This is a genomic window from Aeromonas sp. SE22 (genome assembly GCF_038739755.1).
GTDB lineage: Bacteria > Pseudomonadota > Gammaproteobacteria > Enterobacterales > Aeromonadaceae > Aeromonas > Aeromonas jandaei.
The window spans coordinates 289,186-304,818 of record NZ_JBCGFD010000002.1 but is presented as its reverse complement, the minus strand read 5'-3'; the positions used below and the strand labels follow the sequence as shown (position 1 = coordinate 304,818).

10 protein-coding genes are annotated in these 15,633 nt (G+C 57.0%); 5 read left to right on the top strand and 5 right to left on the bottom strand.

The features are described 5' to 3' along the window. Positions 1-28: 28 nt before the first annotated feature. The gene (locus AAHA39_RS05250) at positions 29-1,582 is read right to left on the bottom strand and encodes a sensor domain-containing diguanylate cyclase (RefSeq protein WP_320656625.1); all 1,554 of its coding nucleotides are present in this window, start codon (positions 1,580-1,582) and stop codon (positions 29-31) included. Positions 1,583-1,782: 200 nt separating this feature from the next. Between AAHA39_RS05250 and AAHA39_RS05245 the strand changes: the two genes are divergently transcribed. The 3 genes from AAHA39_RS05245 (at position 1,783) to AAHA39_RS05235 (ending at position 8,566) form a co-directional block, all read left to right on the top strand. Continuing rightward, on the top strand, positions 1,783-2,832 hold the full coding sequence (locus AAHA39_RS05245) for an efflux RND transporter periplasmic adaptor subunit (RefSeq protein WP_320656626.1): 1,050 nt from the start codon (positions 1,783-1,785) through the stop codon (positions 2,830-2,832). Further along, positions 2,832-5,960, top strand: a complete 3,129-nt coding sequence (locus tag AAHA39_RS05240) for an efflux RND transporter permease subunit (protein WP_320656627.1) — start codon at positions 2,832-2,834, stop codon at positions 5,958-5,960. The genes AAHA39_RS05245 and AAHA39_RS05240 overlap by 1 nt, the downstream gene beginning before the upstream one ends. Positions 5,961-6,154: 194 nt before the next feature. Further along, positions 6,155-8,566 carry a YgiQ family radical SAM protein gene (locus tag AAHA39_RS05235; RefSeq protein ID WP_320656628.1) on the top strand — a complete coding sequence of 804 codons (2,412 nt, stop codon included), beginning with the start codon at positions 6,155-6,157 and terminating at the stop codon, positions 8,564-8,566. An 84-nt stretch (positions 8,567-8,650) separates the two neighbouring features. Here AAHA39_RS05235 and AAHA39_RS05230 read toward each other — a convergent pair whose 3' ends face one another. Both AAHA39_RS05230 and AAHA39_RS05225 read right to left on the bottom strand, forming a co-directional pair. Continuing rightward, positions 8,651-10,303 (bottom strand): hypothetical protein, encoded by a 1,653-nt coding sequence (locus AAHA39_RS05230; RefSeq protein ID WP_342690003.1) that lies wholly within the window; start codon positions 10,301-10,303, stop codon positions 8,651-8,653. Beyond that, positions 10,300-11,388, bottom strand: coding sequence for a DUF4297 domain-containing protein (locus AAHA39_RS05225; RefSeq protein WP_320657191.1), 1,089 nt, complete (start codon positions 11,386-11,388; stop codon positions 10,300-10,302). The genes AAHA39_RS05230 and AAHA39_RS05225 overlap by 4 nt, the downstream gene beginning before the upstream one ends. A 643-nt stretch (positions 11,389-12,031) precedes the next feature. Here AAHA39_RS05225 and AAHA39_RS05220 point away from each other — a divergent pair. Beyond that, a complete protein-coding gene (locus tag AAHA39_RS05220) occupies positions 12,032-13,213 on the top strand; it encodes a M28 family metallopeptidase (RefSeq protein ID WP_320657190.1) in 1,182 nt (393 codons plus the stop codon). A 101-nt stretch (positions 13,214-13,314) separates the two neighbouring features. On the opposite strand, the gene AAHA39_RS05215 is transcribed toward AAHA39_RS05220, so the two are convergent. Together AAHA39_RS05215 and AAHA39_RS05210 are read right to left on the bottom strand one after the other, a co-directional pair. Beyond that, positions 13,315-13,818 carry a DinB family protein gene (locus tag AAHA39_RS05215; protein ID WP_320657189.1) on the bottom strand — a complete coding sequence of 168 codons (504 nt, stop codon included), beginning with the start codon at positions 13,816-13,818 and terminating at the stop codon, positions 13,315-13,317. A 184-nt stretch (positions 13,819-14,002) separates the two neighbouring features. Further along, positions 14,003-14,611, bottom strand: a complete 609-nt coding sequence (locus AAHA39_RS05210; protein ID WP_005347588.1) for a short chain dehydrogenase — start codon at positions 14,609-14,611, stop codon at positions 14,003-14,005. Between the two features lie 105 nt (positions 14,612-14,716). Here AAHA39_RS05210 and AAHA39_RS05205 point away from each other — a divergent pair, with 105 nt between their 5' ends. Continuing rightward, a complete protein-coding gene (locus AAHA39_RS05205) occupies positions 14,717-15,598 on the top strand; it encodes a LysR family transcriptional regulator (RefSeq protein WP_320657188.1) in 882 nt (293 codons plus the stop codon). Positions 15,599-15,633: the final 35 nt, after the last annotated feature.

Below are 15,633 nucleotides of genomic sequence, written 5' to 3'. Positions count from 1 at the left end.
GACTCCTGAAAAGTGTGGAGGGCCCAGCTTACTCTGTGAGCTGGGCCTCGTCACCCTGCCATCTTTCCGAGCGGTTGCGGCCATTGCCTTTGGCCTGATAGAGGGCGACATCGGCGCGGCGGATCGCCTCGTGCAGCGGGATGGAGTCTGCGTGGGGGTGGTAACCGAGGCTGATGGTGACGGCCAGCTCGGGCACTATGCTGCGCCAGTCATAATGCTCGACCGCGATGCGGATCTGCTCGGCCAGCGCGGCGAGACGAGCATCGTCACTGCGGGCGGCCAGCAGCAAAAACTCCTCGCCACCCCAGCGGATCAGGCAATCCGATGGGCCGATCTGCTCCTGACAGATCTGCACCAGCCGGATCAGTACGATATCACCCACTCCGTGGCCGAAGCGGTCGTTGACCCGTTTGAAGTGATCCGCATCGAACAGGATCACCCCGACAGGCATCTGTTTTGCCAGCTGGCCACTCTGCTCCTGCTGGCTTAGATAGTGCCGATTGAAGGCACCGGTGAGCGCATCATGGCAGGAGAGGTAGTTGAGCTGCAGGTTGAGACGGCGAGATCTCAGGCTGGAGAGGGCCGCCAGCAACATGAAGGCGATGGCGAGCAGGGTCGGTGCCGACTGGCAGATCAGCGCAACGAGCAGCTCAAACAGGGGGATGCGATGCACCAGCCGCAGCGGTGTATCGCTCAGCGCCTGGGTGAGTTGAAAGCCCCCCTGATTCCAGCGGTACTGATCGTCCGGTGCCAGATGCTGTTGTGGATGGGGATCCGAGTTGCTGCAGGCCAGCACCTGATCGTACTGATTGATGAGCAGGTAACCACCGAGCTTTGGGGTGAGCGCCTGCAACTGCTGGTGCAGGCGCGAGAGCAGCACATCCATGCTGATGACCCCCACCAGTGTCGAGCCTTTGTAGAGGGGTTGCGACATGGTGATCATGGTGCCAAGGCCGGCAAAGTCCTCATAGGGGCGCGAGAGAATGGTGGTGCGGCCCGGATTGGGGGTCGCCTGTGCATCCTGCCAGTAGGACTTCTCATAGATGGCATTGGTAAAACGGTACTGGCTGGAGGGGCGCCAGGGGTAGAGGTAGACAAAGTTGTCTGCGCCGGTGAAGTAGACCCAGGCGATCTCCTTGCCGAGGCGCTGGCTGGCGGTGGAGAGCAGGGGCGAGAGACTCAGGGCCAGATGAATGCGAGCCTCCCGCTCGCTGCCACGGGGGGGCAGGGGCCCCAGCCCGGTGAGGTTGCCGACCAGCCCCGCGGGCAGGTCGGCTGGCGGGCGATCGAGTGCCAGTCCCTCCGGCAGCTGTTCGAGATGGCGATAGAGCTGGCGGGTCAGTACCGACTGGGGATCGCTGCGCAGTCGCTCTTCGGCCTGACCGCGCATCGCCTCGAGGAAGATCTCGGTCTGCTTGAACTGATCGCGCAGGCGAATGGCGCTGTTGGCCGTATCGCTAAGATAGAGATCCTCTATCTGTTTCAGACTTTGCCGCAGGGTCAGACCAACCAGCAGGATGACGGAGGCAAACAGCAGCCAGGTCAGGCGTGAGAGGAAACGTCGGTCAGACACATTTGGCATAGGCGATTTGGCTATATTGCGAAGAAAACTGTCGCTAGTGTATGCGACTCTGCTGAAAAAGGGATCGAAAAGGCTTGATTGCAGTGATCTTGCGCCACTCCTGTTACGTTTTGTCACATTTATACATAGTCACGGCATAGTCTGGGGCTAAAATGGCCCCCAATCAGATTTCCCTCTCTCAACTCTTCATGGATTGCTCGATGAAAATGCGTATCTGGCTGGGCCTCGGCCTGCTCTCTCTGGTGGCTGCCATCTGGTGGGCGGTGGGTCACTTTCAACCGGCAGCCAAGGTCCCGACCCGCGAGATCAATATTCGCACCCAGACCGTCAAGCAGAGTCTGGCCGAGCCAACCCTCAAGCTGGTGGGCAAGCTGGAAGCCAACCGCTCCGTCGTCATCAGTCCCGAGGTGACCGGCCGCATCATCAATATCGCCGTGAAGTCCGGGCAGGGCGTTGCCAAAGGGGAGACCCTGATCGCCCTCGACAACGGCAAGCAGCGCGCCGAGCTGGCCGAGCAGAGCGCCAGCCTGCGCGACGAGCACCGCAAGCTTAACGAGATGCGCAAGCTGGTCGCCCGTGGCGCCGTCACCCAGTCGGTGCTGGAGGGGCAGGAGGCCACCGTCGATCAGGTGCAGGCGCGCGTCGATGCCGCCCGCTACGAGCTCTCCCTGCGCAACTTGCAGGCGCCGTTTGCCGGTACCGTCAGCCTGATTGATCTGAGCGAAGGGGCGCTGGTCAATAGCGGCGATACCCTGCTGCACCTCGACGATATCGACACCCTGCGCCTCGATCTGGCGGTGCCGGAGCGCTACCTCGCCCTGCTGCGCCCCGGCATGGCGGTCACCGCCACCAGCGCTGCCTGGCCGGATCAGCACTTCAACGGTACCCTCACCACCCTCGACAGCCGCATCTCCAACGAGACCCAGAACATCAAGGCGCGGGTCGAGTTGCCCAATCACAACGGCCAGCTGCGCCCGGGCATGCTGCTCAACGTCGAGCTCTCGCTCCCCTCCCGCCAGCTCACCCTTATTCCTGCTCAGTCGGTGGAGTATGCCGGCGAGCAGCGCTTCGTCTATCGCCTCGAGGCCGATGGCCGGGTCAAGCGGGTGCCGGTGGTGCTCGGCGAGACCGAAGGGGAGACCGTCTGGGTCACCGAGGGGCTGAAAGTCGGCGATCGCATCGTGGTCGAGGGGCTGGTCAATCTGCGTGATGGCGCCAAAGTCCACGATCTGGCGGAGGTAAACGGCTGATGTGGCTCTCCGATATCTCAGTACGCCGCCCGCTGGTGGCGGTGGTGCTCAGCGCCCTGCTCACCGTGTTCGGTCTGGTCGCCTTCAGCAAGTTGACGGTGCGGGAGATGCCCGATGTGCAGACCCCGTCGGTCACCATCACCACCACCTATGAGGGGGCGGCCCCGGCGGTGATGGAGAGTCAGGTCACCAAACCCATCGAGGATCAGCTCTCCGGCATCAGCGGCATCAAGAACATCAACTCGGTGACCCGCAAGGGGCGCTCGATGATCACGGTGGAGTTCAAGCTCGGCTGGAACATGGTGGAGGGGGTCTCCGATGTGCGCGATGCCCTGACCCGTGCCAAGAGCAAGCTGCCGGAGGATGCCGACGATCCGCTGGTGACCAAGGATAGCGGCAGCGGCGATGTGGCGGTCTGGCTCAACTTCAGCAGCAGCCAGATGGATCGCACCGCCATGACCGACTACGCCAACCGGGTGCTGGTAGACCCCCTGAGTCTGGTGGACGGGGTGAGCGAAGTGGAGCTCTCCGGCGATCTCACCCAGGTGATGTATGTGCGGCTGCGCCCGGCTGACATGGCGGCGCGCGGTGTGACGGTGGCGGATGTGCAGGATGCCCTCAAGCGCGAGAACATCGAGCTGCCGGGCGGCGAGATCCGCAACAACTCCATGACCATGTCGGTGCAGATTGCCCGGCTCTACCACACAGCTGAAGATTTCCAGCAGTTGCAAGTGCGCACCGCCGCCAACGGCCAGAGCGTCTATCTCTCCGATATCGCCGATGTGGAGGTGGGGGCCAAGAACGAAGACAGCGCCTACCAGCGCAATGGCCGCGAGAGTCTGGGTATCGGCATCGTCGCCCAGTCCACCGCCAACCCGCTGGCGGTAGCGCAGGGGGTGGAGAAGAAGCTGGTGGAGATGCAGCGCTTCCTGCCGGAGGGGGCCAAGCTGGAGGTCGATTACGACTCCACCATCTTTATCAAGCAGGCCATCGACGAGGTATATGAAACCCTGGCCATCTGCGCCGTGCTGGTCGTGGCGGTGCTCTATCTGTTCCTCGGCCAGGGGCGCACCACTCTTATTCCGGCCATCACGGTGCCGGTCTCCCTTATCTCTGCCTTTATCGGCGCCTGGTATCTCGGCTTTTCCATTAACCTCATCACCCTGCTGGCCCTTATTCTCGCCATCGGTCTGGTGGTGGATGACGCCATCGTGGTGGTGGAGAACATTCACCACCATCTGCAACGGGGTGAGCCCCCCCTGCTGGCGGCCTGGCACGGCACCCGCGAGGTGGGCTTTGCGGTCATCGCCACCACTGCGGTGCTGGTGATGGTCTTTATCCCCATCGCCTTTATGGATGGCATGGTGGGTCGGCTCTTTACCGAGTTTGCGATTCTGCTTTCGCTGGCGGTGCTCTGCTCCTCGCTGGTGGCGCTGACCCTCACGCCGGCCATGGGCTCCTGGCTGATGCGCCCGCTGGATAAACCGAACCGGCTGACGGCAGCCCTCGATCGCGGCCTTGGCTGGGTGGAAGGGCACTATCGCCGCCTGTTGCTGGGGCTGCTGCGCCGCTCGCGCTGGACGCCGCTGGCGCTGCTGCTTTGTCTCGCCGGTATCGGCGCCCTCTTTACCCAGCTGCCGAGCAGCCTCACCCCGACCGAGGATCGCGGCGTGGTCTTCGTCTTCGTCAAGGGGGCGGAGGGGACCAGTATCGAGCGGATGAAGCGCAACATGCAGCAGGTGGAGTCCGCCATCATGCCGATGCTGGGCAAGGGGGTAGTCAAGGCGATGAGCTTCAGTACCCCCGCCTTTGGCCGTGGCGGCGATCAGACCGGCATGGTGATCATCCAGCTCACCGACTGGGCCGAGCGCGACATCACCGCCACCCAGTTCTCCCGCTCGCTCGGGGCCAAGCTCGCCGATATTCCCGACGTGATGATCCGCACCTTCCAGCCGGGCTTCCGGGGCGGCTCCACCGCCGCGGTGCAGTTCGTGCTGCAGGGCAACGACTATGCCGAGCTCTACCAGCAGGGGCTGGAGCTGCAAAAAGCGGCGCAGGCCAGCGGTCTGATGATAAGCCCGGATCTCGACTACGCCGAGAAGACCCCGGAGCTGCAAGTGACCGTCTCGCGCGACAGCGCCAGCCAGCTCGGCATTCCGGTCTCCACCGTTGCCAGCACTTTGCAGGCGATGCTGGGCGGGGTGAGCAAGACCACCTATGTGGACAGGGGCGAGGAGTATGACGTCTACCTGCGCGCCAACCAGAAGGAGTTCAACGGCATCTCCGATCTCGGCCGCATCTACCTGAAGGCAGCCAATGGCGAGATGGTGAGCCTCTCGACCCTGGCGACGGTCAAGCAGGTGGCGACCGCCAATCGGCTCAACCACTACCAGCGCCAGAAGGCGGTGACCCTGACCGCCGACGTGGCACCGGATCACACTCTGGGCGAGGCGCTCGACTTCCTCGATGGTTGGGCCAACGAGCATCTGCCGAGCGGCATGACGGTCGATTACGCCGGTGACTCCAAGGATTACCGCGACAATCAGGGGGAGATGGCGATGGTCTTTGGCCTCGCCCTGCTGGTGGTCTATCTGGTGCTGGTGGCCCAGTTCGAGAGCACCCTCACTCCGACCGTGGTGATGATGACGGTGCCGCTCGGCATCTTCGGCGGCCTGCTCGGCCTCTGGCTGACGGGGCAGGAGATGAGCATCTACAGCCAGATCGGCATGATCATGCTGATCGGCATGGTGACCAAGAATGGCATCCTCATCGTCGAGTTCATCAACCAGCTGCGCCAGCGCGGGGAAGGGTTCGAGGAGGCGATCATCGCAGGCTCGGTGCGCCGCCTGCGGCCGATCCTGATGACCTCGCTCACCGCCATTATCGGTGCGGTGCCGCTGATGCTCTCCATGGGGGCGGGCTACGAGAGCCGGATGGCGGTCGGTACAGTGGTCTTCTTCGGTCTGTCGCTGGCGACCCTGGTTACCCTGCTGGTGGTGCCCGCCACCTACCACCTGATTGCCCGCCACGCCGGCATGACCGGGCAGCGGGATCAGCAGGTGGACGAAGCGCTGGCCGCCAAATTGACCGCCAAAGGGGAGGGGGACGAACAGACCCCGGCCCACTGACAGCCGTCGTCAGGGTGATTGTTGCCAACAAGGGCGCCTGCGGGCGCCCTTGCTTTTGGCTGATCGCAGGCAGAGTGGCTAGCTGAATTGAGGAACAAGCCCTTATCCCGTGCGAACTATGGGGGCAAAAAGCCATCGCCCCCCTTGGCCGCAACCGGTATAATGCGCGACCCGAATTGTTCCAGGTGGTTAAAATGCAGCCGGTTACCAACCTTTTCTCCTATCCCCGCTATTGGGCCGAGTGCTACGGCACGGCGCCCTTCCTGCCCATGTCCCGCAAAGAGATGGACAAGCTGGGTTGGGACAGCTGCGACGTCATTCTGGTGACAGGGGATGCCTATGTGGATCACCCGAGCTTCGGCATGGCGGTCATCGGCCGCATGCTGGAGGCGCAGGGCTTTCGGGTCGGCATCATCGCCCAGCCGGACTGGTCATCGAAGGATGACTTTATGCGTCTGGGCAAACCGAACCTCTTCTTCGGGGTGACCGCGGGCAACATGGACTCCATGATCAACCGCTATACCTCCGACAAAAAGCTGCGCCACGACGACGCCTACACCCCGGGGGATGTGGGCGGCAAGCGGCCGGATCGCGCGACTCTGGTTTATACCCAGCGCTGTAAAGAAGCCTTCAAAGAGGTGCCGGTGGTCATCGGCGGCATTGAGGCGTCGTTGCGCCGTATCGCCCACTACGACTACTGGTCCGAGACCATCCGCCGCTCCATCCTGCTCGATGCCAAGGCCGATATCCTCATCTACGGCAACGCCGAGCGGCCGCTGGTGGAAGTGGCTCACCGCATCGCAGCGGGGGAGACCATCGACACCATGCAGGATATTCGCGGCACCGCCGTTATCCGCAAGGAGCCGCTGCCGGGCTGGAAAGGGGTGGATTCGAGCAAACTCGACCAGATTGGCCGCATCGATCCCATCCCCAACCCCTATATGGAAGGGGCGCCCTGCGCGGATGACGCCAGCGAAGCGGCACCCGCCGCGCAAGAGGCCAAGCCCGTGCTGGTGCAACCGGCCAAGCCCAAGCCGTGGGAGCTGACCTACGTCAAGCTGCCCGCCTATGAGCGGGTCAAAGAGGACAAGGTGCTCTACGCCCACGCCTCGCGCATTCTGCACCACGAGACCAACCCCGGCTGTGCCCGCGCCCTGGCGCAGGCTCATGGCGATCGCATCGTCTGGGTCAACCCGCCCGCTTTCCCGCTGGAAACCGAGGAGATGGACGGCGTATTCGGCCTGCCCTACCAGCGGGTGCCGCACCCCGCCTATGGCAAGGAGAAGATCCCGGCCTTCGACATGATCAAGACCTCGGTCAACATCATGCGCGGCTGCTTTGGCGGCTGCTCCTTCTGCTCCATCACCGAGCACGAAGGGCGCATCATCCAGAGCCGCTCGGAAGAGTCGATCCTCAAAGAAATCGAAGATATCCGCGACAAGGTGCCGGGCTTTACCGGCGTCATCTCGGATCTCGGCGGCCCCACCGCCAACATGTACAAGCTGCGCTGCAAGAGCCCCAAGGCCGAGCAGACCTGCCGTCGCGCCTCCTGTGTCTGGCCCACCATCTGCCCGCACATGGACACCGACCACAGCCCGACCATCAACCTCTATCGCAAGGCGCGCGACCTCAAGGGGATCAAGAAGATCCTCATCGCCTCCGGCGTGCGTTACGACATCGCGGTCGAAGATCCCCGCTATATCAAGGAGCTGGCCAAGTACCACGTCGGCGGCTACCTCAAGATCGCGCCGGAACACACCGAGGAGGGGCCGCTCTCCAAGATGATGAAGCCGGGCATGGGCAGCTACTACCAGTTCAAGGAGCTGTTCGACAAATACTCCAAAGAGGCGGGCAAGCAGCAGTACCTGATCCCCTACTTCATCTCCGCCCACCCGGGCACCACAGATGAAGACATGGTCAATCTGGCGCTCTGGGTCAAAGAGAACCGCTTCAAGCTCGATCAGGTGCAGAACTTCTACCCGTCGCCCCTCGCCAACGCCACCACCATGTATTACACGGAGAAAAACCCGTTAAACAAGGTGAGCCGCGAAGGGGGCGATGTGTTTGTCGCCAAGGGCGAGCGCCGTCGCCGCCTGCACAAGGCGCTGCTGCGCTATCACGACCCCGCTGGCTGGCCGATGATCCGCGAAGCCCTGCTCGCCATGGGCAAGGGCCACCTGATTGGCAACGGCCCGGGCTGTCTGGTGCCGGCAGAAGGTAGGAATGAGCGGCGCAATGAGCGCGCCGCCACTGGCAAGGGGCTGAAACCGGCCCTGACTCGCCACAGTAACATTGCCCATCAGCGTGGCAACGGCGCAGGCAACAAGGGGGCGGGCCAGAGCAACGGCCAGCACGCCAACAGCAGCGCCAACAAGAGCGGCAAGGGCAATGGCAAGCCGCTGGGTTCCGAGCTCAAGCTGGGGAACGGCAAGCCCGCCGGACAAGGCGCAGGTCATAGTGCTGGTAAGAGTGCAGGTAAGGGCAAACCGACCGGCAAACCCGCCCATAAGGGCAAGGCGCCGACCCGTGCCGGCTCTGCCAAACCCGCCGCTCAGGGCGGCAAGCCTGCGGCCAAAGGAAATGGTGCCAAGCGACCGGCTCGGTGATATTTGCTGATTAGCAGAGCGATAGAAATAAAAAGGCGACCGGATGGTCGCCTTTTTACAGGCTGTGCTGTCTAAGCAATCTGATTAAGACAAAGATGCTTTTTGGTATAACGGCATGATTTGCTGATAAACATCGCTGTATAAATGTGCTTTTAATAAGCTGTATTTTTCAGTCATTGTAAGTGTTTTAAATGCATTAGTTTCTCTTTCGAAAGAAACAGAACCGATAATAAGCTGATTGTTAGTAGATAGGCCATTAATACATAAGTCAAATAATTTTTTTGTAGTATGCGGATCAGGATCCTGTTGTTTAGGTGAGTCAATTATAACTGGGAGCATCGGGTTTGTTGATTTAGCTTCTATCGTTTTAAGAAGAGCATAATGATAAGCTAATATTGCTCTTGGAGCACGGCTACCAGTTTCGCTTTTTGATATAGAACCGTATTGGAGAATAGTTCCAACTTTTGGGTCTTTTATACCTAGTTCGGTTTGTGCAAAAATCAATGACTCTTTAAATATTTCATTAATTTCACGGGTGCGTTTTTTATCATCGAACTCTGCTAAACGCTCTGATAATTTAGTTCTGGATTGATCTAGTTCTCCAATTTTTCTTAGTAGTTCATCGATCTGTTCATCGAATGTTGACTCAACCTGTTTACTTGCTTGAGATTTTATAACATCTTGAAGTGTCAGTTGCTCTTTAACTTCTTGAAGCATACATTTAAGTTCTGAGCTTAATTTTTGAGCGTTTCTCAAGTCTTCTTTTATTTTAGAAATTTGATCATCATATAATGATTTTTGATCATACAACTCAGGGATGATTTGCAACAGATTTTCTCTGTTTGCAAGGATGGCATACTTGGCTTCTAAGCTTGCAGACGGAGATAAAAAATCTATATTACTGTCATCAAGCTGTCTTTTGGATGAGTCTATCTCTGCTACTAATTCATCTCGTTGAGATAGAGCTTTTATGAGTTTAATTCTGTACTCTGTTTCTTCCTGATGTAAATGCTGGCACTTACTCAGAAATCGTTCCAATAACATTTCATAATATTCAATATCAATATCAAATAGTACTCTTCCGAATGAATCTTCGAAGCGCTTCTTAGCAGTTTCTAGAGCTTTTAATGTTGCTCGTGCTTCTTTAAGGTCAATATCTATTAAACTAATTTTACCTTGAAGCCTATAATATTCCTTTGGCTTAATCCCAGTATGAAAATTAAGGATGTTTTTCTGCCAGTCTTTGTACATCTTCAAGCTACTAAATGAATCTAATACTGTCGCCCATCCGTCATCCTGATCAATATAGAACGGAAGATAAAGGCTTGCTGGGTGTGCTTGCCCTTGAACCAAGGCATCCTTTAAAACCAGCTCTAAATTAAAGTCAAATATATCTCGTACGGTCAAAGCGATCTCTGTACGAGAATTAGAAGTCACTAAGAGATGTTCATTGTCATCAGTAATATCAAATATGGAAATACGTTTTCCGTGACGAATAAATGCATAGTCTCGATTTTTTACGCAAATGACAACCTTTGAAACAAAGCTATCTTTCTTCCACTTCTGATCTAAGCGAATATCGGCTCCTAATGTATAATATAGATTCTTTATAAAACTGGACTTCCCTGTGTCATTCTCTCCAGTAATAATATTTATATCGGGTGAGAATTCATAAGAGAAGCCTTTTTTATCTCGAAGGGATAATATATGGGCACTTTTAAAGTAGATGTGTCTCATGTCTTATTCCCTTCTAGCAACTTCTGAATTATGGAATAAACAACGATGCATTCTTTTTTTCCTGATGTTAAAGCCAATTTGTAGTCAGGGCAACGTGCATCAATATTGTTTATGGTTGTAAGTATATATTTTTCTAGATTTAAATTGATTTTTGATTCGTCGTAAAATGCAATGGCATACTTTTGATAAGTGCGTGTCGGATTATTTACATCTTGGTTTATTTCTATGCAAATCTGTGAGAAGTTTGCTTGTAATAGAATGAGCTGTATTGAAGTCTTATGAAGGTCATGAAATACCTGCCTTGCCATTTCCCAAGTAGGTATAGTTTTATTAATAGCATTCAACTCTTCTAGAACAGAGTTGAAATCTTGAGATGAAAATCCTTTTCTTGCGATTAAATCTGAAAAGTCAATTATATCTGCTGACTTAACCTTAGATTTTTTACGACATTCCTGATCCAGTAATGATGCTAGCGCATTAATATTAAGAATAGAGCTATCACCATACTTCCTACTAATGAAGTCACATAGTTTACCTTTGAGATGGATAATGTGATCATCTAGGCTCAATGATGACTGAATAAACTTCATTACTGAAAGGTCAATACATGAATCATCGAGCTTAACCTGGTTCTTTATTGCTTTTTTAAATTTTATCTGGTATTCATTCTTTATTTCATTAGCCCTAAAAGAAGATTTTCCACCATTACTACCACATAAATTTAATGATGCGTTTGTAACAAACAAAAGTTTCGGTGAATACTCAATAAAATTTTTGTAATGAACAAATAGTTTTCCAATAATAGATATAGGTTTTTTGCTGGTGCTATTGCTCAGTGACGATGCTGTCCAGTGATTTTCATTTGTTTTTACTTGTGCAAATGTCAAATTTTGGGGGGTTGAGTGATCATCAAGAATAAGGACATCATCGTGATACTCAAAAATAAAAACATAATTTTTACCATTTAGCTCATATTCCAGCATCTCAGATAAAGCCCAGCAAGCTTGATAATCAAAACCGCGCTGAGCAATTTCTCCGCCTCTTTCAGATTGTGGAATATCAACTAAGGCTTCAGCTAAACCCATAGACTTCCTTATTTATTGTTAATTTGACTTGCTCATCTTGGATTAAAGGCATAAGGAAGAATCAGGGACACTTATGTTTCTTAACAAGGTGTAGTGCAGCCAAATCCCATGCTACCGCCCGTGGATTACAGCTTCCAATATGCTCCCTTGACCCGCGCTGGCAGTAACCCATCGCAGTTCAACAGGTTCTGGATGGCCATGGTAAGCCAAACGAAACTGCTTAGGCGAGCCTTAAAGTGATGTAACTATCAGAAACGTCTCGTTTTTTGACCTCTATCAAACTCTTCTTGCTCTGCGGCCTTGCCGCCAACCGGATAGTGATCGGGCGCTGGCTGCTGGCCATCCTGCGGCTATGGCCGGATGCTGGCACCCTTAAATTGTTTTACTGGTGCAACGAATCAGCGAGCAGCTGTTGCGCAGGCGGAACAATCAAGGGGCGGTACGGGCAGGGCAACAGGGGCGGGGAGGGAAAAGCAGGAGGCCCGCTAGAGATAAAACCCCCGGCTGGCGCGCTTTACATCAGGTGGTGCCATTTGGTGCAGGAAGTGGTCGATTTAACGGCAATGGGTGACTAGACTAGCTTGGTCTTCTTATGAGACCCATTAAGCCTGTTTACTGTTAACCATAACCGGAAGGATCCGACATGAAAGCGATGACTGCAGCCCTTTTGCTCCCCCTGATCCCCCTTGCCGTTCAGGCGGGGACGCCCGTGTGGATCACCATTGGGGCCGATAGCGGGGTTGAACTCAAGCAGGTCAATGCCAAGCTCTCACCCCTGTTCAGTGCCAGCGGGGCGCCCGTCCAGCTGGCCCAGATTGAGGCAAGCGAGCTTGGCTCCCTCTCGCACCTGATGCACGAAGGGCACCAGCGCTGCGGTGGCTATGTGGTGCACACGACCCTGGCCGATGCGCTGCAGAGCATGGCCCAGCCCCTTAGCCAAAACCTGTTCAGCGCCCCGCCGTTGACCCAGGGGGCCAGTGTCAACCGGCTGCTGCCCCATCTGGATCAAGGCAATATCGCCAGCACCATCAGCAAGCTGTCCGGCTGGCGCAACCGCTACTACACCACCCCCACCGGCACGCAGTCCGCCGACTGGGTGGCCAGCCAGTGGCAGAGCCTCGGCAGCACCCTGCCATGGGCCAGCGTCAGCCGGGTCAAACATAGCGGCTACCCGCAACAGTCCGTGGTGCTGACCCTCAAGGGGAGCCGCTATCCGGACGAGGTGGTGGTGCTCGGTGGCCATCTCGATTCCACCGCAGGCTCGGCCCCCAACAGCAAGACGCTGGCCCCCGGCGCCGATGATGATGCCTCCGGCATCGCCACCCTGACCGAGGTGTTGCGGGTCATCGCCGAACAGGGCCGCCAGCCGGAGCGCACCCTGCAATTTATCGGCTATGCGGCAGAGGAGGTGGGCTTGCGAGGCTCCAAGGATATCGCCAGCCGCTACAAGGCAGCCAACACCAAAGTATTGGCCGCGCTCCAGCTGGACATGACCAACTACAAGGGCTCGGCGAACGACATCGTCTTTATGACCGACTACACCGACAAGGGGCTGACCGGCTATCTCACCCAGCTGATCGATGCCTATCTGCCGCAAGTCAGCTATGGCTATGACAGCTGTGGCTATGGTTGCTCGGATCACGCCTCCTGGCACAATCAGGGCTACCCCGCCGCCATGCCGTTCGAGTCACGCTTTAGTGAATACAACCCCAGGATCCACACGGCGCAGGATACGTTGCAAAACTCGGATCCCTCGGCTGGCCACGCTCTCAAGTTTGCCCAGCTGGCGACCAGCTTTGCCGTCGAAATGGGCAAGATCAACTGAGTCACAGGCCGCTGCGCAAGCCAAAAGGAAGGAAGTCTCGACTCCCTTCCTTTTTTCTATCTCCATAAACCTGTGAGCTGTGGTGGCAACCGGTGTCGGGATCAGCGGTTGCGCCGCTGCGGCTCGCTGCGATGCAGAAAGGTGGTCAGGGTATCGCGCGGCGGCGTGATGCCGCACTGCACCAGAATCCGCCCGATGGCGCCCCTGTGATAGCCGCCATGAGTCACCAGATGGAGCAGCATTTCGTCGCGGCTCATCTGCCCCTTGTCACCATCGACAAAGCGAAACGAGAGCGGGGTTGCTCCCTCTTGCGGGCCCAGAGCCGCGACGTAATCCACCAGCCAGTTATCCAGCTCGGTCACTGCGCTGTGCAGGGCGGTGAGGGTCGGCGTCTCCGGGGTATTGGTGGCGGTAAAGCCGTGGCGTTCCCCCAGCAGATTGGCCTTGAAGATGGCATCGACCACATGGATATGGTTGAAGATCCTGAGGCAGGTGTGGTGGGCCTCGCCATATTGCTGCGCATCGAGCGTGGCGATGGCATCCAGCAGCTCGTCATCGGCCCAGCGTTTGTAGTGAAAGAGGGATTGCAGTGTCTCGTTGCTCATCGCGTCCTTGCCCTTATCGCTTCGTGAAGTGCGGCATGTTAGCCAAAATGGGTTCAATACGAAACCCGTTCTGCTGCTGTTCTGCCCCCCGCCATACAAAAAGCCCCGAGAGCTGGCGCTTTCGGGGAAGAGGAAAAACATCGACAAGGTATTGCAAAGGCATTGGGGTCACACCTGAACCGGATCAGGCATCGACATAGAGCACCTGACCGCTAATAAAGCCATCGACGGAGCGCTCAAACGCCTTGCCGACCAAAGCGCCCGGCACCGGCTGGAAGCCCGGCATCATCTCGCCATATACATCCCACGCCTCTTCCAGCACGGTCGGGTTGACCACATTGATGCGGATACCGCGTGGCAGCTCGTGGGCCACGCACTGGACAAAGGTATCGATGGCGCCGCTGGTGGTGGCATCGGCAATGGCCAGCGGGATCGGCTTGATATTGAGGATGCCGGAGATCAGGGTGAAGGAGCCCCCCTGATTGATGTAGTTGAGGCCGATATTGACCAGATTGATCTGCCCCATCAGCTTGCTCTGGATGGTGGTTTGCCACTGCTCGTCGCTCATCTCGCCAAAGGGGGCGTATTCGCAAAATCCTGCGGTATTGACCACTGCATCGAAGGAGCCCACGTTTTGGTAGAGCCGCTCGATAGACTCTCGGCTGGTGATATCCACCTGAAAATCACACCCCTCGCCGGAGCGGCTGGCGGTAATCACTTTGTGCTTGCCCAGACCACTGAGGGCGGCTTGCCCCATTTTCCCCTGAGCCCCAATCAGAATGACAGTTTTCATCGTTAACCTCGCTTTGCTGGAAGAGCTGCAAGGTTAGAGAGCCACTGATACAATGTAAATCATGGGTGATTTGTATGTGATACAACTTAAATTGGTGAGGTGAGAGTGGAGAGGATCGATATCAGGCAGATGCGGGTGCTGGTGCTGCTGGTGAGATACAAGAGTGTGTCGCGGGTGGCCGAGCTGCTGGAGATCTCCCAGCAGGGGGTGAGCAGCCATCTGAAAAAGCTGCGCGACCTCTTTCCCGCCGAGCTCTTTATCCGCCAGAGCGCCGGGTTGCAGCCGACCGATTACGCCTGCGAGCTGGCCGCCAGGTTCGAGCAGATCCTGGCCGATATCGACGGGGTCTTTGTGGCAACCCCCTTCGATCCCGCCAGCAGCGAGCGTACCTTCAGGGTGATGGCCAACGAGTATGCCCAACTCGCCATTATCCCAAGGCTGGCGAGCGCCCTGCGCACTCAGGCGTCCTCCATCCGGCTCGATGTGGTGGACTTTCAGGCCGAGCAGCATCTGGAGGCGCTGGCCAGCGGCGAGGTCGATCTGGTGATTGGCTTTGATGCCTATCTCGACCCGGGGTTGCTGCGCGCCACCCTGCGCCGGGATCACTACTGCTGCGTGCTGCGCCGCGACTCCCGATATCTTCCGGACAACGCTCCGCAGGATATGGCAGCCATCCCCTTTGTGCAGTTCGCCAACAGCGTCGGCAATTTCGAAGGGCAGATGAGCCCGCAGCAGGTCGCCAGCGCGGCGGTGGCGACGCTCCCCTGTTACACCTCGCTGCAAGCCTTTATGTCGGTCAATGACGTGGCGGCCTGCATTCCGTCGGCCATCGCCGCCCTCGGGGATTTTCGCGTGCTGGAGCTGGCTGGGGCGCCGCAGCAGTTCGAGGTGGTGGTCGGCAGACACCGCAAAAGTCAGGGCAATCTCGCCATCGAGTGGCTGGCCGAGGTGATCAAGTCGGTCTGCACTCCAGCCATGCCCGGATAACGTTGCCGTTTGCAGAGTGCTGCACACACCAGCCC

Coding starts and splice junctions, on each gene's coding strand:
- AAHA39_RS05230 (WP_342690003.1), bottom strand. CDS start 10,303: ATGAGACACATCTACTTTAAAAGTGCCCATATATTATCCCTTCGAGAT.
- AAHA39_RS05250 (WP_320656625.1), bottom strand. CDS start 1,582: ATGCCAAATGTGTCTGACCGACGTTTCCTCTCACGCCTGACCTGGCTG.
- AAHA39_RS05220 (WP_320657190.1), top strand. CDS start 12,032: ATGAAAGCGATGACTGCAGCCCTTTTGCTCCCCCTGATCCCCCTTGCC.
- AAHA39_RS05225 (WP_320657191.1), bottom strand. CDS start 11,388: ATGGGTTTAGCTGAAGCCTTAGTTGATATTCCACAATCTGAAAGAGGC.
- AAHA39_RS05235 (WP_320656628.1), top strand. CDS start 6,155: ATGCAGCCGGTTACCAACCTTTTCTCCTATCCCCGCTATTGGGCCGAG.
- AAHA39_RS05210 (WP_005347588.1), bottom strand. CDS start 14,611: ATGAAAACTGTCATTCTGATTGGGGCTCAGGGGAAAATGGGGCAAGCC.
- AAHA39_RS05215 (WP_320657189.1), bottom strand. CDS start 13,818: ATGAGCAACGAGACACTGCAATCCCTCTTTCACTACAAACGCTGGGCC.
- AAHA39_RS05245 (WP_320656626.1), top strand. CDS start 1,783: ATGAAAATGCGTATCTGGCTGGGCCTCGGCCTGCTCTCTCTGGTGGCT.
- AAHA39_RS05240 (WP_320656627.1), top strand. CDS start 2,832: ATGTGGCTCTCCGATATCTCAGTACGCCGCCCGCTGGTGGCGGTGGTG.